24 protein-coding genes are annotated in these 19,524 nt (G+C 44.3%); 3 read left to right on the top strand and 21 right to left on the bottom strand.

Annotation, left to right across the window (positions count from 1 at the left end; genetic code table 11):
* From rplF to RTR63_RS02310, 20 genes are all read right to left on the bottom strand, one after another.
* The coding region (gene rplF / locus RTR63_RS02405; protein ID WP_312522449.1) for a 50S ribosomal protein L6 at positions 1-172 on the bottom strand (172 nt) is incomplete at its 3' end.
* A gap of 73 nt (positions 173-245) precedes the next feature.
* Positions 246-644 carry a 30S ribosomal protein S8 gene (rpsH, locus tag RTR63_RS02400; RefSeq protein WP_312522441.1) on the bottom strand — a complete coding sequence of 133 codons (399 nt, stop codon included), beginning with the start codon at positions 642-644 and terminating at the stop codon, positions 246-248.
* A gap of 11 nt (positions 645-655) precedes the next feature.
* Positions 656-961 (bottom strand): 30S ribosomal protein S14, encoded by a 306-nt coding sequence (rpsN, locus tag RTR63_RS02395; protein ID WP_036593424.1) that lies wholly within the window; start codon positions 959-961, stop codon positions 656-658.
* An 18-nt stretch (positions 962-979) separates the two neighbouring features.
* Positions 980-1,519: a 50S ribosomal protein L5 gene (gene rplE / locus RTR63_RS02390; protein WP_007115557.1), complete on the bottom strand. Its 540-nt coding sequence runs from the start codon at positions 1,517-1,519 to the stop codon at positions 980-982.
* 19 nt (positions 1,520-1,538) lie between these two features.
* On the bottom strand, positions 1,539-1,856 hold the full coding sequence (rplX, locus tag RTR63_RS02385; RefSeq protein WP_036593426.1) for a 50S ribosomal protein L24: 318 nt from the start codon (positions 1,854-1,856) through the stop codon (positions 1,539-1,541).
* A 7-nt stretch (positions 1,857-1,863) separates the two neighbouring features.
* Positions 1,864-2,232: a 50S ribosomal protein L14 gene (gene rplN, locus RTR63_RS02380; RefSeq protein WP_007115555.1), complete on the bottom strand. Its 369-nt coding sequence runs from the start codon at positions 2,230-2,232 to the stop codon at positions 1,864-1,866.
* Between the two features lie 116 nt (positions 2,233-2,348).
* Complete coding sequence (rpsQ, locus tag RTR63_RS02375; RefSeq protein WP_007115554.1) at positions 2,349-2,633, bottom strand: 30S ribosomal protein S17; 285 nt, start codon at positions 2,631-2,633, stop codon at positions 2,349-2,351.
* A 2-nt stretch (positions 2,634-2,635) separates the two neighbouring features.
* Positions 2,636-2,842, bottom strand: a complete 207-nt coding sequence (gene rpmC, locus RTR63_RS02370) for a 50S ribosomal protein L29 (RefSeq protein WP_007115553.1) — start codon at positions 2,840-2,842, stop codon at positions 2,636-2,638.
* A complete protein-coding gene (rplP, locus tag RTR63_RS02365) occupies positions 2,842-3,255 on the bottom strand; it encodes a 50S ribosomal protein L16 (protein WP_007115552.1) in 414 nt (137 codons plus the stop codon). Before rplP ends, rpmC begins: the two co-directional genes overlap by 1 nt.
* A gap of 5 nt (positions 3,256-3,260) precedes the next feature.
* A complete protein-coding gene (gene rpsC / locus RTR63_RS02360) occupies positions 3,261-4,013 on the bottom strand; it encodes a 30S ribosomal protein S3 (protein ID WP_007115551.1) in 753 nt (250 codons plus the stop codon).
* Between the two features lies 1 nt (position 4,014).
* Positions 4,015-4,344: a 50S ribosomal protein L22 gene (gene rplV, locus RTR63_RS02355; protein ID WP_007115550.1), complete on the bottom strand. Its 330-nt coding sequence runs from the start codon at positions 4,342-4,344 to the stop codon at positions 4,015-4,017.
* 10 nt (positions 4,345-4,354) lie between these two features.
* Complete coding sequence (gene rpsS / locus RTR63_RS02350) at positions 4,355-4,630, bottom strand: 30S ribosomal protein S19 (RefSeq protein WP_007115549.1); 276 nt, start codon at positions 4,628-4,630, stop codon at positions 4,355-4,357.
* An 11-nt stretch (positions 4,631-4,641) separates the two neighbouring features.
* Positions 4,642-5,472 carry a 50S ribosomal protein L2 gene (gene rplB / locus RTR63_RS02345; RefSeq protein WP_007115548.1) on the bottom strand — a complete coding sequence of 277 codons (831 nt, stop codon included), beginning with the start codon at positions 5,470-5,472 and terminating at the stop codon, positions 4,642-4,644.
* Positions 5,473-5,482: 10 nt separating this feature from the next.
* Complete coding sequence (rplW, locus tag RTR63_RS02340) at positions 5,483-5,806, bottom strand: 50S ribosomal protein L23 (RefSeq protein WP_007115547.1); 324 nt, start codon at positions 5,804-5,806, stop codon at positions 5,483-5,485.
* Entirely contained in the window at positions 5,803-6,405 is a 603-nt protein-coding gene (gene rplD / locus RTR63_RS02335; protein WP_007115546.1) for a 50S ribosomal protein L4, read from the bottom strand. The genes rplW and rplD overlap by 4 nt, the downstream gene beginning before the upstream one ends.
* Before the next feature lie 14 nt (positions 6,406-6,419).
* On the bottom strand, positions 6,420-7,058 hold the full coding sequence (rplC, locus tag RTR63_RS02330; RefSeq protein WP_312522439.1) for a 50S ribosomal protein L3: 639 nt from the start codon (positions 7,056-7,058) through the stop codon (positions 6,420-6,422).
* Between the two features lie 54 nt (positions 7,059-7,112).
* The gene (gene rpsJ, locus RTR63_RS02325) at positions 7,113-7,424 is read right to left on the bottom strand and encodes a 30S ribosomal protein S10 (protein ID WP_007115544.1); all 312 of its coding nucleotides are present in this window, start codon (positions 7,422-7,424) and stop codon (positions 7,113-7,115) included.
* A 335-nt stretch (positions 7,425-7,759) separates the two neighbouring features.
* Positions 7,760-9,325 (bottom strand): Rne/Rng family ribonuclease, encoded by a 1,566-nt coding sequence (locus RTR63_RS02320; protein WP_312522437.1) that lies wholly within the window; start codon positions 9,323-9,325, stop codon positions 7,760-7,762.
* A gap of 70 nt (positions 9,326-9,395) precedes the next feature.
* Complete coding sequence (locus RTR63_RS02315) at positions 9,396-10,043, bottom strand: HAD family hydrolase (protein WP_312522435.1); 648 nt, start codon at positions 10,041-10,043, stop codon at positions 9,396-9,398.
* Positions 10,036-11,133: an RluA family pseudouridine synthase gene (locus RTR63_RS02310; RefSeq protein WP_312522434.1), complete on the bottom strand. Its 1,098-nt coding sequence runs from the start codon at positions 11,131-11,133 to the stop codon at positions 10,036-10,038. The genes RTR63_RS02315 and RTR63_RS02310 overlap by 8 nt, the downstream gene beginning before the upstream one ends.
* A gap of 839 nt (positions 11,134-11,972) precedes the next feature.
* Between RTR63_RS02310 and RTR63_RS02305 the strand changes: the two genes are divergently transcribed.
* Positions 11,973-15,761 carry an Rne/Rng family ribonuclease gene (locus tag RTR63_RS02305; RefSeq protein ID WP_312522432.1) on the top strand — a complete coding sequence of 1,263 codons (3,789 nt, stop codon included), beginning with the start codon at positions 11,973-11,975 and terminating at the stop codon, positions 15,759-15,761.
* A gap of 105 nt (positions 15,762-15,866) precedes the next feature.
* Here the strand turns inward: RTR63_RS02305 and RTR63_RS02300 are convergent, their stop codons facing one another.
* The gene (locus tag RTR63_RS02300; protein ID WP_312522431.1) at positions 15,867-16,784 is read right to left on the bottom strand and encodes a DUF808 domain-containing protein; all 918 of its coding nucleotides are present in this window, start codon (positions 16,782-16,784) and stop codon (positions 15,867-15,869) included.
* Between the two features lie 369 nt (positions 16,785-17,153).
* Between RTR63_RS02300 and RTR63_RS02295 the strand changes: the two genes are divergently transcribed.
* Positions 17,154-17,996 (top strand): DsbC family protein, encoded by an 843-nt coding sequence (locus tag RTR63_RS02295; protein WP_312522430.1) that lies wholly within the window; start codon positions 17,154-17,156, stop codon positions 17,994-17,996.
* A 173-nt stretch (positions 17,997-18,169) separates the two neighbouring features.
* Positions 18,170-19,507, top strand: coding sequence for a homoserine dehydrogenase (locus tag RTR63_RS02290; protein WP_312522429.1), 1,338 nt, complete (start codon positions 18,170-18,172; stop codon positions 19,505-19,507).
* The last annotated feature ends 17 nt before the right edge of the window (positions 19,508-19,524 follow it).

Below are 19,524 nucleotides of genomic sequence, written 5' to 3'. Positions count from 1 at the left end.
ATTCAGCTTTAGGAGCAATAACTAGAGTACCGTCTTCCTGTTTTAGCTCGACCAAATCATGCAGGCGTAAAGTTAGCGTACCTTTGCTACCTTTAACTTCAACCTGCTGACCGTTCAAAGTAACACTTGTACCATTTGGTAGTGCTACAGGGGCTTTAGCCACACGAGACATACGGGTAATTCCTATAAAAGTGATAAAAAAACGAACAGGCACAACAAACTATGCCTGTCCTTCTTAATGTTAATTAAGCCACGAACGCAATAATTTCGCCGCCTAATCCAGCTGCACGAGCTTCACGGTCACTCATGATGCCTTTACTGGTAGAGATGATTGCTACACCTAGACCTTTTTGGACGCTTGGTAGTGCATCTTTACCACGGTATTGACGTAAACCTGGACGACTATAACGTTTAATCGTCTCAATAACTGGTTTACCTTCAAAATATTTTAACTCTAAGGTTAATTCAGTTTTACCTGTACCAACTTCTTGAGTTTCTGCGGTCGCAACATAACCTTCTTTTACTAGCAAATCAGCAATTGATTTACGTAGTTTTGAGCTTGGCATAGTCACAGACGCTTTTTGAGCCATTTGTGCATTACGGATACGAGTCAACATATCAGCAACGGTATCTTGCATACTCATATTGTTTCCCCTTACCAGCTTGCTTTATGAACGCCAGGTACATCACCTTGCATTACTTTTTCACGAATCATGTTACGTGAAAGACCAAATTTACGGAAATAACCGTGTGGACGACCTGTCAATGCACAACGATTACGTAAACGTACTGGTGAAGCATCACGTGGCAGTGCTTGTAATGTAAGCATTGCGTCCATACGCTCTTCGTCAGTTGCGTTGATGTCGCTGATAATTGCCTTAAGCTTTGCACGCTTCTCAGCATATTTAGCAACAGTCGCTTCGCGTTTAAATTCGCGATTAATCATACTTTTCTTTGCCATATTGCCTTATCCTTGCTGTTAGCCCTTAAATGGGAAGCCGAATGCTTTAAGCAATGCACGACCTTGATCATCAGTTTTTGCGGTAGTCGTAATGGTAATATCTAAACCACGAATACGGTCGATTTTGTCAAAGTCAACTTCAGGGAAAACGATTTGCTCTTTGATACCTAGTGAATAGTTACCACGGCCATCAAATGCTTTATCTGTAAAACCGCGGAAGTCACGGATACGTGGAATAGCGATTGAGATTAAACGATCTAAAAACTCGTACATCTGTTCGCCACGTAACGTTACTTTACAGCCGATTGGCCATTCTTCACGGATTTTAAAGCCGGCAACTGATTTGCGAGCTTTGGTTACTACAGGTTTTTGACCGGCAATTGCCGTCATATCCGCTAATGCACCTTCAAGCACTTTTTTGTCTTGAGCCGCATCACCCACACCCATGTTTAGGGTGATTTTGGTGATTTTAGGGATTTCCATAACGTTGGCTAAACCAAGCTCTTGCTGAATTTTTTGCTTAAGCTGTTCGTTATATTGTGTTTTAAGTCTTGCCATTACTGATACCCTTAGATGGTTATGCAGTCGCCACAACTTCACCAGATGAACGATAAACGCGTTGTTTTTTGCCTTCGTCATTCAATTGGTAAGAAATACGATCTGCCTTTTGGGTTGCTGCATTATAAATTGCAACATTTGAAATGTGTAAAAATGCTTCTTTCTCGATAATACCACCTTCAACGCCAGTCTGTTGGTTTGGCTTTTGGTGTTTTTTAACGATGTTGATGCCTTCAACTTTTACACGGTCTTCTTTTACTGCTAGTACTGTACCTTGCTTGCCTTTATCTTTGCCAGCAATTACAATCACTTGGTCGCCTTTACGTAATTTTGCCATGTTTTCCTCACAATACTTCTGGGGCTAATGAAACAATTTTCATAAATTGTTCGCCACGTAGTTCGCGGGTTACTGGTCCAAAAATACGTGTTGCAATTGGTGCTTTATTGTTGTTCAACAACACAGCTGCATTATCATCAAAACGTAGTACTGAACCGTCAGGACGACGTACACCAAACTTCGTGCGTACGACTACCGCGTTCATTACATCACCTTTCTTGACACGACCGCGTGGAATTGCTTCTTTCACAGTCACTTTAATGATGTCGCCTACTGATGCATAACGACGATGTGAGCCACCTAGCACTTTAATGCACATAACTCGTTTTGCACCACTGTTGTCTGCAACTTCCAGCATTGTTTCAGTCTGAATCATCGCGTTACTCCATAAATTGGCAAAACAAGTCTTTGCCACAATAAGCCATTTTTAAGGTGGCGTATTGTAGCAGTTACTGACTTGCTTTGCAATTATAACTATCTATTTAAGTTAAATTAAATATTAACTGCTTTTTCTACGACGTCTACTAACACCCAAGATTTGGTTTTTGATAGTGGACGTGTTGATTTGATACGAACAGTATCACCAACGCCACACTCATTGTTTTCGTCATGAGCATGTAGTTTGGTAGAACGGCGAATCATTTTGCCATATTTGGCATGACGAATACGACGCTCAACAAGTACAGTAATGGTTTTATCCATTTTGTCACTGACAACTTTACCAGTGACTGTACTTTGTTCAGTAGCGTTAGCTTGGTTGGTATTTTGCTCACTCATGATTAAGCCCCTTGGTTTTCGGTGTTCTGTTTTTCAGAGATAAGAGTCTTGATTTGAGCAATCGTACGACGATTTGCTTTAATCTCATGGGTGTTGCCTAACTGACCAGTGGCTTTTGCCATACGAAGACGAAATGTTTCTAATTGCTTTTCGTCTAGTAATTGGGTCAGCTCTTCGACTGATTTGTCTTTAAGTTCACTGATCTTCATTACATTATCGTCCGTTTAACAATGGTGGTTTTGAAAGGCAACTTGGCAGCTGCAAGCGTGAACGCTTCAGTTGCTAGCTCGTCAGAAACCCCTTCGATTTCATAAAGCATTTTGCCTGGTTTGATTTCGCATACCCAGTATTCTACTGGACCTTTACCTTTACCCATACGAACTTCTAGTGGTTTTTCGGTAATTGGTTTGTCTGGGAATACACGAATCCAAATTTTACCACCGCGCTTGATACGACGTGAAATTGTACGACGAGCAGCTTCGATTTGACGTGCAGTCATGCGACCACGTTCTACTGATTTAAGTCCGATTGTACCAAAAGATACGCTACTACCACGGTGAGCTAACCCCGTATTACGTCCTTTTTGTACTTTACGAAACTTGGTACGTTTTGGTTGTAACATATCGATTAACCTCTGTCTTTAGCTGGGCGCTCACTACGTGGGCGGTCGCTACGATCATTACGAGCACGACGTTTTTGAGGTGCACGTGCTTGTTTTTCTTCTTTGACTGGATTATATACACGGTTCATGCCATCAAGCACTTCTCCACGGAAAATCCAAACTTTTACACCGATAGTACCGTAAGTGGTTTCTGCGCGTACATTTGAGTAGTCAATGTCAGCACGTAATGTATGCAAAGGTACACGACCTTCACGATACCACTCTGAGCGCGCAATCTCAGCACCGCCAAGACGACCTGATAGCTCAACTTTGATACCTTGTGCGCCAGCTTTCATACTGTTTTGAACAGCACGTTTCATAGCACGGCGGAACATGACACGACGTTCAAGTTGTGAAGCAATACCATCAGCCACTAGACGTGCGTCTAAGTCTGGTTGGGTGATTTCTTCAATGCTAACTTGTGCTGGTACGCCCATTAATTTGGTAAGTTCTTTTTGTAGGCTTTCAATATCTTCGCCTTTTTTACCAATGATGATACCAGGACGTGCCGTAGCGATAGTGATTTTAGCTGCGCCCGTAGGACGTTCGATGCTAATACCGCTGATCATCGCTGCTTTAAGCTTTTTCTCTAAATATTTACGAACTTGTAAGTCGTTGATTAAGTATTCAGAGTATTTCTTTGGATCTGCATACCAGTTAGCGTTTGATTTACGGATTACGCCAAGACGGATGCCGATTGGATGAACTTTCTGTCCCATATTATGCTCCTACCTTAACTGTGATGTGGCAAGTACGTTTGCTAATACGGTCAGCACGACCTTTGGCACGTGGTAAAACACGTTTTAACGTAATACCTTCATCCACATAAATGGTAGAAACACGCAATGTATCGATGTCTAAACCATTGTTATGCTCAGCGTTAGCAATCGCAGATTCTAAGCATTTTTTAACCAATTTAGCGGCTTTTTTGTTGCTAAAGGTTAAGATATCTAATGCACGCTCGATTGATTTGCCGCGAACTTCGTCAGCAACTAAGCGTACTTTTTGTGCCGAAATGGCGGCACCGCGTAATTTTGCAGTTACTTCCATGATGAGCACCTTATTTCTTAGATTTCTTGTCAACGCCATGACCACGATATGTACGGGTTGGGGCGAATTCACCAAGTTTATGACCAACCATTTGCTCGTTTACGATAACAGGTACATGTGTACGACCGTTATGAACAGAAATAGTTAAGCCGACCATTTGTGGCAAAATCATTGAGCGACGTGACCAAGTTTTGATTGGTTTGCGTGAGTTAGTTTCTAACGCATTCTCAACTTTGGCAAACAAGTGCGCATCGATGAATGGACCTTTTTTCAATGAACGAGGCATGAAATTATTCCTTATTTCTTATTGACGCGACGACGGCGGATAATCATGTGGTCAGTACGTTTGTTAGAACGTGTTTTAAGGCCTTTAGCCTTTTGACCCCATGGGCTGGTTGGGTGTTTACCGAAGTTACGACCTTCACCACCACCGTGTGGATGGTCAACTGGGTTCATTGCAGTACCACGAACGGTAGGACGAACGCCACGCCAGCGGTTGGCTCCTGCTTTACCCAATGATTTAAGGTTATTTTCAGTGTTTGATACTTCACCGATAACCGCACGACAATTTACGTGGATACGACGAGTTTCGCCTGAACGTAAACGAACGATTGCATAGATACCATCACGACCCAATAATTGAACCGCAGCACCTGCTGAACGAGCGATCTGTGCACCTTTACCGATTTTAAGTTCGATATTGTGAATCACTGTACCCACTGGAATGCTACGTAGTGGCAAGCAGTTACCTGGGCGAATTGGTGCAGTTTCACCAGAAATAACGGTATCGCCTTGTTGCAATTTTTTTGGTGCGATGATGTAACGACGCTCACCGTCTGCATATTTAAGTAGTGCGATGTGTGCAGTACGGTTTGGATCGTACTCAATACGCTCTACAACAGCAGGAATATTGTCTTTGTTACGTTTGAAGTCAACAACACGGTAATGCTGTTTATGACCACCACCGATATGACGGGTAGTGATACGACCGTTGTTGTTACGACCACCAGTTTTGCCTTTTGACTCTACTAATGCTGCATAAGGACGACCTTTATGAAGGTGTGGATGCACCACTTTCTCGACAAATCGGCGACCTGGTGATGTCGGTTTGGCTTTTACGATAGGCATTGTGTAATCCTTATTCGTTGTCAGCAGCAGGTTGTTCTGCTACGTCGGCTACTTGAACATCTTGACCAGCTTTTAAGGTCACATAGGCTTTTTTGAAGTCTTGACGACGACCTACCGTGCGACCAAATCGCTTTGTCTTACCTTTAACATTCAAAGTGTTAACTTTAACTACTTCAACACCTTCAAACATTAATTCTACGGCTTTTTTAATCTCTTTTTTTGTCGCGTTGGTGTCAACTTTGAACACTTGCACACCTAAAGTATCGCCCAAGATTTGAGATTTTTCTGAAAATACAGGTGCTTTTAGTACCTGATATAGTCTTGCGTTATTCATGCTAACACTCCCTCAATTTCTTTGGCGGCTGCGACAGACATGATGACTTTGTCAAACGCAATTAGGCTAACTGGATCAACTTCAGTGCTACCTAGTACGCTGACGTATGGAATATTGCGAGCAGCTAAGTAAAGATTTTCGTCAACTTCATTGGTAACGATTAATGCTTTAGGGGCATTTAAGTCTTTAAGTTTAGCGATAAGCTCTTTAGTTTTTGGTGCTGAGATGCTGATGTCATCAACCAATACTAAACGGTCTTGACGAATCAATTCAGCAAGAATGCATTGCATGGCACCACGGTACATTTTACGGTTCACTTTTTGTGACCAATCTTGTGGTTTGGCTGCAAATGCGCGACCACCACCGACCCAAATTGGGCTACGGATGGAACCTGCACGTGCACGGCCAGTACCTTTTTGACGCCATGGTTTTTTACCACCGCCAGATACTTCACCACGCGTTTTTTGAGCACGGCTACCTTGACGACCACCCGCTAAATAAGCGGTAACTACTTGGTGTACAAGTGCTTCGTTGAATTCACGACCAAATGCTACGTCTGATAGCTCAACCGCCGAACCTGTTACTGTATTTAGATTCACGTTAATCCCCTTGATTAAGCTTTAACTGATGGACGTACGATAACGTCGCCACCGTTGGCACCAGGAATTGCACCCTTGATAACTAGGATACCTTTTTCAGCATCAACTGAAATCACTTCTAAGCCTTGTACGGTCACACGTTTGTTACCCATTTGACCTGGCATTTTTTTGCCTTTAAATACACGACCTGGAGTTTGGTTTTGACCTGTAGAACCCACAACGCGGTGAGATACTGAGTTACCATGTGTCCAATCTTGTGAACGGAAGTTGTGGCGTTTGATACCACCTTGGAAACCTTTACCTTTGCTGGTACCAATTACGTCAACGATTTGACCTACTTGGAACAAGTCAGCAGCGATTTCACTACCTGCTTCGCGGTCTTCAAGTTCGCTGTCTTCGACGCGAAATTCCCAAGTGCCACGACCTGCAGCAACGCCAGCTTTTGCAAAGTGACCTTTTTGAGCTGCATTAACACGAGAATCACGACGTTCACCAGTTGTTACTTGGATAGCTTGGTAGCCGTCTGTGTCTTGTGTTTTGATTTGAGAGATACGGTTGGCAGTAACTTCAACAACAGTTACAGGAATTGAAACACCTGCTTCTGTGAAGATACGAGTCATGCCGCATTTTTTTCCGACTAAACCGATCGCCATGTTGTTAACCTCTTAATTTTTACTGTTATTCAATATAGGTGTTACCCTAAGGGGTTAGCCTAATGCGATTTGTACATCAACACCCGCCGCCAAATCCAACTTCATCAGTGCATCGACTGTTTTGTCAGTAGGCTGAACGATATCTACCATACGTTTGAATGTGCGGATTTCGTATTGGTCACGGGCATCTTTGTTCACGTGTGGTGAGGTTAAGATGTTAAAGCGTTCAATGCGAGTTGGTAGCGGTACTGGACCACGAACTTGTGCACCTGTGCGTTTTGCGGTATCAACAATCTCTTGAGCTGATTGGTCAATCAGACGATGGTCAAAAGATTTAAGTCTGATACGGATTTTCTGGTTAGCCATGCCAGTAAGCTCCTAATATAAAGTTTGATATGGGTTAATTTGCGTTGGGTGTTAAGCTGTTATTGAGTAAACACCTAACTTGCATTTTTTACCTGTTTTTGACAGGCACTTTTTGAAAATAAAAAAATTTCAGTCCCACTCAAACTATTAACTTGCAATACATAGATAGCATTATTAAATAGTCGGTGAAACTGTATTTTTTAATTTCGTGTCGCAAACAATGGAGCGACTGTATTAAAGGGCTTATTCTTTTATGAATTGACGAATCATCTTCGTCGCCCTGCAATAAGTTAAGTGGGCTGTATTATACCGATTTTTTGGGTAAAAGCAATAGGCTAATCTAGCAAAATATCATATTGTTCTTGGTTAAAACGGTTATCACTCTCCAAATTAATCGGACGACCCAGCAAATATTCCATCTCTGCCACTGTATCCGCTTCAATGGTTTCAAGCAAGTCAATCACGCCGCTGTTTGCTACCACGGTAAATTTCTTAGGGGCATTATAGGTTCTGGCGCAGCGCATCAATTCGCGAAAAATCTCCAGACACACGGTTTCGGCGCTTTTGACAAACCCTTTACCGCCACAGGTTGGACACGGCTCACAAAGCTGTTGTTGTAGACTCTCACGCGTGCGTTTGCGAGTCATCTCTATCAGCCCAAGCGCTGAGACTTCGCTGATGTTGGTTTTGGCATAGTCACGTTTGAGCTGTTCTTGCAGGCTTGCTAGCACGTCATCGCGGTGTTGTTGCTCTTGCATATCGATAAAGTCAAGAATGATAATCCCGCCCAAATTACGCAGTCGCAGCTGACGGGCGATGGCGTGGGTGGCCTCTAAATTGGTTTTATACACCGTATCTTCAAGGGAACGCCCTCCGACAAATGAGCCTGTATTGACATCGATGGTGGTCATGGCTTCGGTTTGGTCAATGATGAGATAACCGCCTGATTTGAGATTGACACGGCGATTGAGCGCGTCTTTTAAATCCTCTTCAACGCGGTGAACATCAAATAACGCCTGCTCGCCTTCATACAATTGAATACGTGGATAAATCAGTGGGACAAATTCTTTGGCAAAATGACGAATAGCATCAAACACTCTAGCGTTATCGACCGTCACCCTTTCAGTCTGCTCACCAATCAAATCTCGAATCGCGCGCAAAGGTAGTGATAAATCTTGATAAATCAGCTCAAAACGGCGATGGGTCGGCGTTTGTTCACGGCGGGCTTGTACCATACGCCAAAGCTGTAGTAGATAATAAATATCTTCTTCTAGCTTGGATTGCGGGATATTTTCGGCAGCGGTACGGGCAATCAATCCGCCTTGTAGATTGACTTGGTGCATCAGCTCGCTAAGCTGTGTTTTTAACCGCTCTCGCTCATCGCCATCAATCCGCTGAGAGATACCGATATGTTCACCATACGGCAAGTACACCAAATAACGCGAAGGCAATGACACATCCGTCGTCAGTCGTGCGCCTTTACTGCCTAATTGGTCTTTAATCACTTGCACCAAGATACGCTGTCCTTCATACAAGCGGTTTTCTATCAACTCGTTAGGCGGTGGCTGATAGGTGGTTGTGGTCATCGCAAGCGTGGTGGTGTCAGGGTCTAAGGTGTTGTCAATTGCGGGGTTTTGCGGTTTGGGCGGTTCAATGGCTGAAAGCTTAGGACGCAGGGTCTGCATATCATTGACGTGCAAAAATGCGGTGCGTGATTGCCCAATGTCGATAAACGCCGCCTGCATGCCTGGCAATACGCGCACCACTGTGCCAAGGTAGATATTGCCTACTGAGCCAAGTTTGCTATGGCGTTCGATAAAGATTTCGTTCAGTATCCCATCTTCGAGCACCGCGACTCGGCTCTCAGATGGGCTAATGTTGATGAGTAGTTCTTCGGTCATTATTAACAGCTTTTTAAAATTTTTAGTTGCCGTTATTCTACTCGAAGTTAGTTATCTGCACAAAGCTAAACTAAATTAGCTGTTGTTTTAGTTCATTGATTGTGGTCACAAGCTTAGTTGGATGTTCTTTTGCCAAAACATCGGCTTTTTCACAGCCATAACTTACAGCAATGCTATCCATCTGTATTGCATTTGCCATACGGATGTCATGAATACTATCACCGACCAATATCGCATCTTCCACCGTTTTACCCGTTTCGCTCAAAATTGCTTGCAGCATGAGCGGATTGGGCTTACCTGCGGTTTCGTCAGCGGTTTTGGTGAGCGTAAAAAACGCTTGAATGCCAGAATTGGGTAGCACGCGCTGCAGCCCTTTTCGTTTTTTCCCTGTGGCAATCGCTAGTGTTTTGCCTTGTGCGTGTAAATCTTGAATCAATTCTTTAATACCATCAAACAGTTTGTCGTTGTCGCAATGCTTGACATAATATTCTGAGTAAGTCGCTAAAAGTTCATCATATTTATCGCTGTCATTGGGAAATAGCATGGGAAACGCATCGACTAACGCAATGCCGATAATAGATTTTGTCGCTTCATCAGTGACGGTTAAACCGTGCTTTTCAGCAGCATAGCGCATGGCATCGACGATTAAGCCCACCGAATCCATCAGCGTGCCATCCCAATCGAAAATGATTAGCGATTTGTTTTTCATGTTAATCATGTTGATTCTCTAGCAAATTTTGCATATCGTCTGGCAATTCGGCTGTAATCACCTCATATTCTGGAATAGCAAGCTGATAAGCATGCAAGCACAAGCGGCGCACGCTTTTATCGCCTTTAGCTACATTCGGATTGTATTTATCATCACCCAATAATGGATGCCCGATACTCGCCAAATGAACCCGAATTTGGTGGGTACGCCCTGTCAGCGGTTTGGCTTCAATTAAGCTGACTTTTTGACCATTTAACTCAAATTTTTGCAACACTTTAATTTGGGTTTGGCTTGGCTTGCTATCTTCGGATTTTACATCTACTTTGACACGGCGTTCACCGCTTTTGCCTTCTTGTGTGGCAGGCAACGTGTATTTTAGTAGCGGTTTATCAATGGTTTGTGTTTCGCTACTTATCCAACCTACCACCAAACACAGATAGGTTTTTTGCAAGGTTTTTTCTCGCAAATGCTCTTGTAAAGTTTTAAGGGTTGAGCGTTTTTTGGCAATCATCAGTAAGCCAGAGGTATCTTTGTCAATGCGGTGTACCAGCTCAAGGTATTTTTTACCCGTTACTTCTCGCATGGCTTCAATCACGCCAAAACTCTCGCCACTGCCGCCATGCACCGCCATACCCGATGGTTTATTGAGCACGATTAAACCCTCATCTTCATATACAATGCGCTCAAGCAAGCTCTGGGCAAAATCAGGGCTTATCACGGGTTTTTCACGCGTGGCAAGCTTGATGGGTGCAATGCGCACCACGTCATTACGCTGCAGTTTATCGTGGGGTTTACAGCGTTTGCCATTGACACGGATTTCGTCGGAACGAATCATGTTATAGACGTGTGAGCGCGGCAGTCCTTTAAGACGACCCAACAAAAAATTATCAACACGTTGGTCATGCTGCTGGCGCGTGACGGTCAAGTAATTGACTTTAGCAAAATCTAAAATATCGTCATCTGCAGACTGCGGTTGTTTACTAGACGGTTGTTTACTAGGCGTGCGTTTTGGGGTTTGATGAGCCGATTGTTGCGATGGGGTGTCGCGTTTTTTGTTAGGATGGGCGGGACGTTTGGGAGACTGCGAGTGCTCTGTCATATTTTGATAGCCGTTTACATAAAAATTTGCTATAGTTTAGCAGTTTAGTGCCTGTGCCGCTATGAATTCGCGCCATCAATTCGACTTAAACCCTGTTAAGCTTCCTTACAACGTAGTGTATGCGGGATAATTAAACTGTCGCTTTTGCTGTCGCCCATACAGCCGAAATTTATTCACGGCCGTATGACTCACGATAGGGCGCACTAAACTGCCAATATTTAATTTATAGATTTTAAGACTGATTTTAATCAATATCAGCACACGACATACGAGTAACGAAGATAATTGTCATTTGAAAACATGTTCAAATAGTTTGTAAAGATTAGTGATATATAGAGATAACAGATAAATGGTGGGTTTTGTGCCTTACAACCACAAAACTGCTGGTAACGATTAGCGTATTATGCGCCTAGGTAAATGAACTCAGTAGTTGCGATTTTGAGATAAAGGTTGACGGTTTTGGACGATTTACCATTTTAAATTGCCCACGCCTTTGTAAAACCTAACTTATCAGGCTTGCCATTTAAAGCGAAAACTAACGCTAACACTTTTTGACCAATAGAGAAACAGGGTTCATTCATTTGTCCTAAAACAGACATTGTTTTGGTCAACAACCCCAATCCAGCATGACGGTAGCGTTTACCTAGCAGGCTTACAACCTCGCTATGGCAATAATCCAACTTAATCATGCAATTTTTGATGAACAACAAACCTTGTTATCAAGCCGCTTAAGCTTGCTATCAGCGAGTCTAATCAAGACTGTTTGACGTTGTTTCATCAAATGTTTGATAGCAACATTTATCTACGCTCGTATGTTTTGTGTGTTTAGGAGAAAACACATGAAACGCATCCTTATCAATGCTACCCACGCCGAAGAAATCCGTGTTGCCCTGTGCAATGGCAATCATTTGTATGATTTCGATTTAGAAAACCGTACCCGCGAGCAAAAAAAAGCCAATATTTATAAAGGTCATGTGACCCGTGTCGAGCCATCGCTTGAAGCGGTATTTGTGGAATACGGTTCACAACGTCAAGGTTTTTTACCGATTCGTGAAATCGCCCCAGAGTATCTAGCAGGTGACCCTCGCTCTACCAATAACATCAAGCAACTGATTAAAGAAGGCGATGAGCTCATCGTTCAGGTGGAAAAAGAAGAACGCGGTAATAAAGGCGCGGCGTTATCTACTTTGATTTCATTGGCGGGTCGTTATTTGGTATTGATGCCCAACAATGCACGTGGCGGCGGTATCTCTCGCCAAATCTCTGGCAAGCTGCGCGATGAGATGAAGCAAGCGTTAAGTGAGCTAAGACTACCCAAAGGCATGAGCATTATCATCCGTACCGCAGGGATTGGTAAAACCACTGATGAGCTACAACATGACCTTGACCATTTATTAAACATTTGGAAAGGCATCCAACAACAAAGCCAAAAATTCCCCTCACCTCGCCTGTTGCACCAAGAAGCGGGCGTAGTCACCCGTGCCGTACGCGACTACCTGCGTGATGATATCGCGGAAATTTGGGTCGACAATGAATACGCTTATAATGAAGCGGCGAATTTTATTGAAGCGGTGATGCCGCAGCAAGCGAATAAACTGCGCAAATACACGGACTATGAGCCGATGTTTGCCCGTTTTGGAATTGAAAAACAAATCGAAACCGCCTACCAACGTGAAGTACGTTTGCCAAGCGGCGGTTCGATTGTGATTGACCAAACTGAAGCCCTGGTATCAATCGATATCAACTCATCAAAAGCCACCAAAGGCGCGGATGTCTCAGAAACGGCGTTTAATACCAATTTGGAAGCGGCAGATGAAATCGCCCGTCAATTACGCCTGCGTGATATGGGTGGTTTGATTGTTATTGACTTTATTGACATGGCAACCGATGACCACCAAAAACAAGTGGAAAGTCGTCTCAAAGAAGCCACCAAAAACGACCGCGCGCGTATCCAATTCGCTGAAATTTCACGTTTTGGATTACTTGAAATGAGTCGTCAACGCTTGCGTCCGTCACTTGAAGAAGCCACAGGTTACCTCTGCCCCCGTTGTCACGGTACCGGTATGATTCGTGACTTGCGTTCACTTGCTTTGTCCATCATGCGTCAAATCGAACAACGGGCGCTACAAGAGCGTCATGGCGAAATACAAGCCGAAGTGCCAACTGACATCGCGGCATTTTTACTCAACGAAAAACGTGAAACACTCGTCTGTCTTGAGCAAGAAAGTGGCACGCGCATTACTATCTTGCCGCATGCCCATCTTGAATCCCCCGAGTTTAATATCACTTATAACAGTGATGGATTCGCGCCATCGAGCTATGAGCGTGTCGCCGAAAGCCAACAACAAGAATATAAAGACCGTGGCTACGATACGAGCAACTGGCACACCGATGACAATGAAGTCAGCCGTGTAGCACCGACAGGTAATCATAATGCCTGGAGCAATGCTAGCAACGCCGCCAACACCACGCCTAACCCTGCAACGCCATCCAACAAATCTCAGCAAACTGCTAACAATACGACTGCCGCCAAAGCTGCCGCGCCACAACCCGTGCAGCCGGCCGCAACTGTGCCTGCAACTTCAGCAGTCGCTTGGCTATCGAACTTGTTTGCCCCTACCCAGCAAGCCCAAGTCACTCCACATTTTAGTGGTCAAGATGCCGCTTCGGCGATTGAAAGTCTTGTCAATACCGGCGCGCAAAGCCTGGGTGTGCAAGGTCAAATCAATTACGCGGCATTGACGGCAAGCATCCCTGCGGTGACAGCTAACACCAATGAAACTAGCGCCAATCCTTATCAAGAAGCGTCTCAACAACCTTCGGCCACGGCTGAATCAAGCGATAAAGATGCTGAGCGCCGTAAACGTGGTAACCGCAAACCAAAGGCTAAAAAACCAAACCGTTATCAATCTGAAACGAGTGAGACGGAAGTTTCATCACAGGACACTGACAGTAATAAAGACAAGTCAAACGATGCGTCAAAAACTGCTAAAACTAGTGAGCTGCCAAAACGCGAGCCGAATAGTCGCCGTGACAGCCGCGGGGTCAAAGAACGTCGTCCAACACTAGCGAATGAAGATAGTAACGCGGCTGTAGTCAATGATGTGACAGCGACTGATACCGCTGTTGCCCCTGTCGATGGTAGAAAAAACAACCAATCCAGAGCAGAAAAACCGAAAGGCACCAAACAACGTGACCCCAACAGTGTGCAAGTTCAAGTATTTAAAACTGAACAACAACAACCTATAGCTGCGGTTGAAACAACGCATCTCTCGCTAGATGCCAGCAAAGGGGAAATTGCAAAACCTGAGGCGCAGCCAATAGCATCAGCTTCGATGCCCGAACAGGCAATTGAGACGCCAGTTAACCCTAGCAACGTTACAGTGTCCAATGACGAGGTAGCCGAGCTTGCTAAAGCATCGACACCATCTGCGCCATCAGCTGAACCAACCACAGCACAGCTGGCAGTGACACCGAGCCAAGGCCGTGCCAAAAATGACCCACGCGAAGTCTATAAGGCTTATCAAGCGCAATTTAGCCCAGTTGCCTCTGTAGTGAGCACTTCGGTGACAAAAATTTCAGGTACGGTGAGTCAGTTTATTAACCAGTACTTAGATAATGCCGCTGAAAAAATGGCAACCGACAGCGTGGTTAGCTGCTTTATCCAAGCCATCGATGCTTTTAATCATCAAGCTGCTACTACCACTACCCCCGCAAAAGATAATGTCGTAGTGGCTGAACAACAGCGTTTTGGGCAGTACTTTAGAAATTATGGCTATGCCAGTCTATCCGCGCAAAATTTGGATGATTATCATACGGCCATTTTGCCAGCCAATCAGTTCCAACGCCAAGCAGGCAAAACTGACGCTGCACTACCAGCGGTAACTAAACGCGCCATCAATGACCCACGCGGTTCTTTGGTTAATACTTCTGTCACTCAAGCGCCGACTGACTCAAACCCGTCAGTTGCTGAGCCTAACTCCGAAACTGGCAGCGTTACAGGTCAAGTAGAAGCAGCCTCAACTCAATCAGCGTCGCCTAACCAAAACCATCTGTCCTATCAAGCAGGTAGCGTAGGCGCATGGATTGTGGCGCGTTTGGGCGATAAAGGTCATGCGTTGATTGAGCAAGGTAAATTGGTCGAAGCTTACTTGCAAGCACACAATGCGCCAGTCGCTAACCGACCAACCGAGCCAGTCTCTGCGACAACAATAGCGGATGATGCTATAGTGAATCAGGACGTTGACTCAGTGCCAACAGCGGATGAATCCGCATTAGACCATAACACTGGCACCGAAGCGCTTGAACAAACGGACGTAGAAGATAGCGCAGAAGCAGCGGCGCAAAAACGTAAAACCACACCGGTAAGTTATAAGAATATGATTGAAAGTGTGGCAGAGCAAATGAAACCTGCAACCGTTGGTATGCTGACGTTGGCAACCCCAAAAGCACCAAAAACCCGGACGCGTAAAGCTAAGGTGAGCGAAAAACCAGCAGCCAAACCCAAAGCGCGTACCAGTAAAAAGGTGGAAAATGCCGTGGTTGTCACTAAAAAATCGACGACTACCGCCCAAACTGACGTAGCGCCCTCACACGATGAGTCGGTAACGCCGCAGCACAATCAGTAATTCAATCGTGTTTGCGTGCACGTATAGCAATAAAAAAGCAGTTCGACATGAACTGCTTTTTTATTTTAGCTACAAATTTTAGATACAGTGAATGGGCGGACTCGTTTAATGGGCAGGCTTATTACGAATTTTTGAAATGACTGTCATGATCGCAACTACCACTAAACCTGCTACCAAACCAACCAGTGCATTTAATAAGTTGGTGGTTAAGCCTGAAAACGCCCCTGACAAGTCACCTAAATGCTCAACCCCATGATGTAACGCACCAAAGCCATGCGCCAAAATACCACCACCGACCAAGAACATCGCCAAAGTACCGGCGATTGATAGCACTTTCATCAAAATAGGCGCAAAGGCTAATAAGGCTTTACCTATATTTTGTGCCGCTGATGACGACTTTTGTTGTAAGTGCAGCCCTAAATCATCTATCTTGACAATCATGGCAACAAAGCCATACACACCCACTGTCATGATGAGTGAAATTACTACCAGTGTTACTGCCTTATCCAGTAAAGGCACCGTTGCCGCAATGGTGCCCAGTGAAATCACAATGATTTCAGCCGATAAAATAAAGTCCGTCCGCACTGCCCCTTTGATTTTTTCTTTTTCATGCGCCACCAAATCTATGCTTTCATTGGCATTGGCTGCTACCCGTTCGGCTTGCTCGGGGTCATTGCTGCCAGAGTGGGGCCAGAATTTGTGCACCACTTTTTCTGCCCCTTCATAACACAGATATAAACCACCAATCATCAATAACCCGGTCACTAAGGCTTGCGAAATCGCACTAATAATCAAAGCCAGTGGCACCAAAATCGCTTTATTGACTAAAGAGCCTTTGGCGACACTCCACACCACAGGCAACTCGCGATCGGCTTTTACCCCTGATACTTGATTGGCGTTCAGTGCCAAATCATCGCCCAACACGCCCGCCGTTTTTTTGGCAGCGACTTTTGTCATCACCGATACATCATCTAGGATGACGCTAATATCGTCGAGTAAGGTTAACAAACTAGCAATTGCCATGATAAATTCCTAAAAAATAGTAAAAGATGAAAAAATAATAATAGTTATAACTAGCTGACGATTTGTTAGTTTACAAATTTGTTCTACAAACACAATGTCTAAATTGTATCGCAACTTATCAATAGTTATTTGCCTAAACGTTAAATTTTTTCAATCAAACCAGTTAAACAAACTTTGTTAAATAGATTTTCAATCAATTGATAGGATTTGGCTTTAAGCCGATTGCTTTGAGTCCATTGAAACTGAAACAAGCGAGAATATGAAGCCTAATCTAGTGGACTGTTAACAATAAGTTGACAGGGGTAGCGCTCATACGCCATAACAATATGGTAAAATAAAAACCTATATTAACGTTCTGTGGGTTTTCTCATGCTCATTCGTTTTGCAACTTATCCTGCTAAAACCTCATTAACCACCCGTTTAATTACCAGTGTCATCGCCGTGGCTGGCATGGTTGGTTTGGCAGGTTGTGATAATGCCCAATCGCGCACACCCGCCAAGTCTGAAACTCAGAAACACGAAGCGAGTAGCAGCTCAGCCACCGTGACAAAAAATGAATCACAGCTACAGCAAATGCTGGCGGCAAATTTAGCCGAATCAGGTATCACCGCAAAGATTACCTCGGTGACAGCGACCAGTATGCCAAACATCTATTGGGTTAAAGCCGAAGGTTTACCGGCGTTTTTTACCGATGCGACAGGTCAATATGTAGTACAAGGCGATATCATCAAAGTCGGTGGTGCCAAACCTGAGCATATCTCAGCGAACTTGCAAGCGCAAGATGCGAAAGCCAGTCTTGCCACTATTGATAAAAAAGACATGATTATCTTCCCCGCCAAGGGGCAGACGAAAGCGGCAATCTATGTGTTTACCGATGCAGATTGTGGTTATTGCCGTAAATTCCACAGTGAAATTGATGAAGTAAATGCACTGGGTATCGAAGTGCGTTATCTACCTTGGCCACGTAGTGAACAAACCATGCCTATCATGGAAAAAATCTGGTGCAGCAGTGACCGCAAAAAAGCTTTAACCGATGCCAAATTGGGCCTGCCTATCAATGCACCGACTTGCAGTAACCCCGTACGTAAAATTTATGAGTTAGGCGCAAATTTGGGTATCAATGGCACCCCAGCCGTGTTTGACACAGAAGGTCATCAACTTGGCGGTTATGTGCCACCTGCTGAATTGGCACAGGCGCTCAACCTCAAATAAGTTCACCCCTGATGGAATACAAACCAGCTAGTACTCATTAGCTGGTTTTTTTATTTTAATTTTTTTGGGCAATTGGATTTTATACCTTACCAATCACAAGTTAGCATGGTATATTTAGCTAGCCAATTTTTAAACTTTTATTTTTATATTTTTGACATTTGAGAATTTTTTTTATGAATAATCGACCTATTCAATTAGCGATTTTAGGGCTTGGTACTGTGGGTACTGGGGTGGTTGAACTACTACAAAACAACCTTGATGAAATGACGCGTCGCACAGGACGTGAGATTAAAATTACCCACGTAGGCACGCGTCGCAACCGTACCGATATCCCAACAGACATCAAACAATCTGCCGATTTGCTTGATATCGTTCAGCAAGATGATGTGGATATTGTGGTGGAATTAATGGGCGGTACCACCACGGCTAAAGAGGTGATTTTAGCGGCAATCGAGCATGGCAAACATATTGTGACTGCCAACAAAGCCTTACTAGCAGAACATGGCAATGAGGTTTTTGCCAAGGCGGAGGCCAAGGGCGTCAAAGTGGCGTATGAAGCCGCGGTTGCCGGTGGTATTCCGATTATCAAAATCTTACGTGAAGGCTTAGCTGCCAACAAAATCGATTGGCTTGCAGGTATCATCAATGGTACAGGCAACTTTATCATGACTGAAATGCGCGATAAAAAGCGGGACTTTGCAGATGTCCTCGCTGAAGCCCAAGCGCTGGGTTATGCCGAAGCCGATCCGACATTTGACGTCGAGGGGATTGATGCTGCGCATAAATTAACGCTACTTGCGTCAATTGCGTTTGGTATTCCATTGCAATTTGACAAAGTTTACTGTGAAGGCATTACCAAAATCACCAAGCAAGATGTGCGTTATGCCAACGAGCTTGGCTACCGTATCAAGCATTTAGGGTTTGCCAAACGTCGTATTTTAGACAGTGGCGAAGAAGGTATTGAATTACGTGTACATCCGACTTTGATTCCAAAACAGGTGTTACTTGCCAATGTGAATGGGGTAAAAAATGCCATCATGGTTGACGCAGAGCCTGTTGGACAAACCTTGTATTACGGTTCGGGTGCCGGCGCAGGGGCAACTGCATCAGCCGTGATGGCAGATGTGGTGGACATGGTACGCGCCCTTGCAGAGACCAATGATTCAACTGCCAATTTGGTGCCACATTTGGCTTTCCAGCCTGAGACACTAAATAACACACGTATTTTATCGAGCGATGAAATGATCACAGGCTACTATCTGCGCCTACAAGTCAAAGATGATTTGGGTGTACTAGCAGAAGTTACCCGCATTTTAAGTGAGTCTAAAATTAGTATTGATGCAATTTTGCAACAGCCAGCGCATGATGATACTAGCACTGATTTGCCAGTCATTATTATGGTTGACCCCGTTGTTGAGCGCAATATGAATGAAGCGATTGCCAAAATTGAAGCGTTAGATACCGTGACCGATAAGGTGATACGCATTCGGTTGGATGAGTTGATGCAGTAAAATTTAGGTAGACTTGA

Origin of the sequence: Moraxella sp. CTOTU47724 (assembly GCF_032014955.1) — a bacterium.
GTDB classification, from domain to species: domain Bacteria; phylum Pseudomonadota; class Gammaproteobacteria; order Pseudomonadales; family Moraxellaceae; genus Faucicola; species Faucicola tetraodonis.
Note: the sequence above shows the minus strand (reverse complement) of the source record. Positions and strands in the feature narration are given on the sequence as shown.

Coding starts and splice junctions, on each gene's coding strand:
- rpsC (WP_007115551.1), bottom strand. CDS start 4,013: ATGGGACAGAAAGTTCATCCAATCGGCATCCGTCTTGGCGTAATCCGT.
- rpsN (WP_036593424.1), bottom strand. CDS start 961: ATGGCAAAGAAAAGTATGATTAATCGCGAATTTAAACGCGAAGCGACT.
- RTR63_RS02300 (WP_312522431.1), bottom strand. CDS start 16,784: ATGGCAATTGCTAGTTTGTTAACCTTACTCGACGATATTAGCGTCATC.
- rplX (WP_036593426.1), bottom strand. CDS start 1,856: ATGGCAAAATTACGTAAAGGCGACCAAGTGATTGTAATTGCTGGCAAA.
- RTR63_RS02310 (WP_312522434.1), bottom strand. CDS start 11,133: ATGACAGAGCACTCGCAGTCTCCCAAACGTCCCGCCCATCCTAACAAA.
- rplW (WP_007115547.1), bottom strand. CDS start 5,806: ATGAATAACGCAAGACTATATCAGGTACTAAAAGCACCTGTATTTTCA.
- rplP (WP_007115552.1), bottom strand. CDS start 3,255: ATGTTACAACCAAAACGTACCAAGTTTCGTAAAGTACAAAAAGGACGT.
- rpsQ (WP_007115554.1), bottom strand. CDS start 2,633: ATGAGTGAGCAAAATACCAACCAAGCTAACGCTACTGAACAAAGTACA.
- rpsJ (WP_007115544.1), bottom strand. CDS start 7,424: ATGGCTAACCAGAAAATCCGTATCAGACTTAAATCTTTTGACCATCGT.
- rplV (WP_007115550.1), bottom strand. CDS start 4,344: ATGGAAGTAACTGCAAAATTACGCGGTGCCGCCATTTCGGCACAAAAA.
- RTR63_RS02305 (WP_312522432.1), top strand. CDS start 11,973: ATGAAACGCATCCTTATCAATGCTACCCACGCCGAAGAAATCCGTGTT.
- rplB (WP_007115548.1), bottom strand. CDS start 5,472: ATGCCTATCGTAAAAGCCAAACCGACATCACCAGGTCGCCGATTTGTC.
- rpsS (WP_007115549.1), bottom strand. CDS start 4,630: ATGCCTCGTTCATTGAAAAAAGGTCCATTCATCGATGCGCACTTGTTT.
- rpmC (WP_007115553.1), bottom strand. CDS start 2,842: ATGAAGATCAGTGAACTTAAAGACAAATCAGTCGAAGAGCTGACCCAA.
- RTR63_RS02315 (WP_312522435.1), bottom strand. CDS start 10,043: ATGATTAACATGAAAAACAAATCGCTAATCATTTTCGATTGGGATGGC.
- rpsH (WP_312522441.1), bottom strand. CDS start 644: ATGAGTATGCAAGATACCGTTGCTGATATGTTGACTCGTATCCGTAAT.
- RTR63_RS02290 (WP_312522429.1), top strand. CDS start 18,170: ATGAATAATCGACCTATTCAATTAGCGATTTTAGGGCTTGGTACTGTG.
- RTR63_RS02320 (WP_312522437.1), bottom strand. CDS start 9,325: ATGACCGAAGAACTACTCATCAACATTAGCCCATCTGAGAGCCGAGTC.
- RTR63_RS02295 (WP_312522430.1), top strand. CDS start 17,154: ATGCTCATTCGTTTTGCAACTTATCCTGCTAAAACCTCATTAACCACC.
- rplE (WP_007115557.1), bottom strand. CDS start 1,519: ATGGCAAGACTTAAAACACAATATAACGAACAGCTTAAGCAAAAAATT.
- rplC (WP_312522439.1), bottom strand. CDS start 7,058: ATGGCGATCGGTTTAGTCGGAAAAAAATGCGGCATGACTCGTATCTTC.
- rplN (WP_007115555.1), bottom strand. CDS start 2,232: ATGATTCAGACTGAAACAATGCTGGAAGTTGCAGACAACAGTGGTGCA.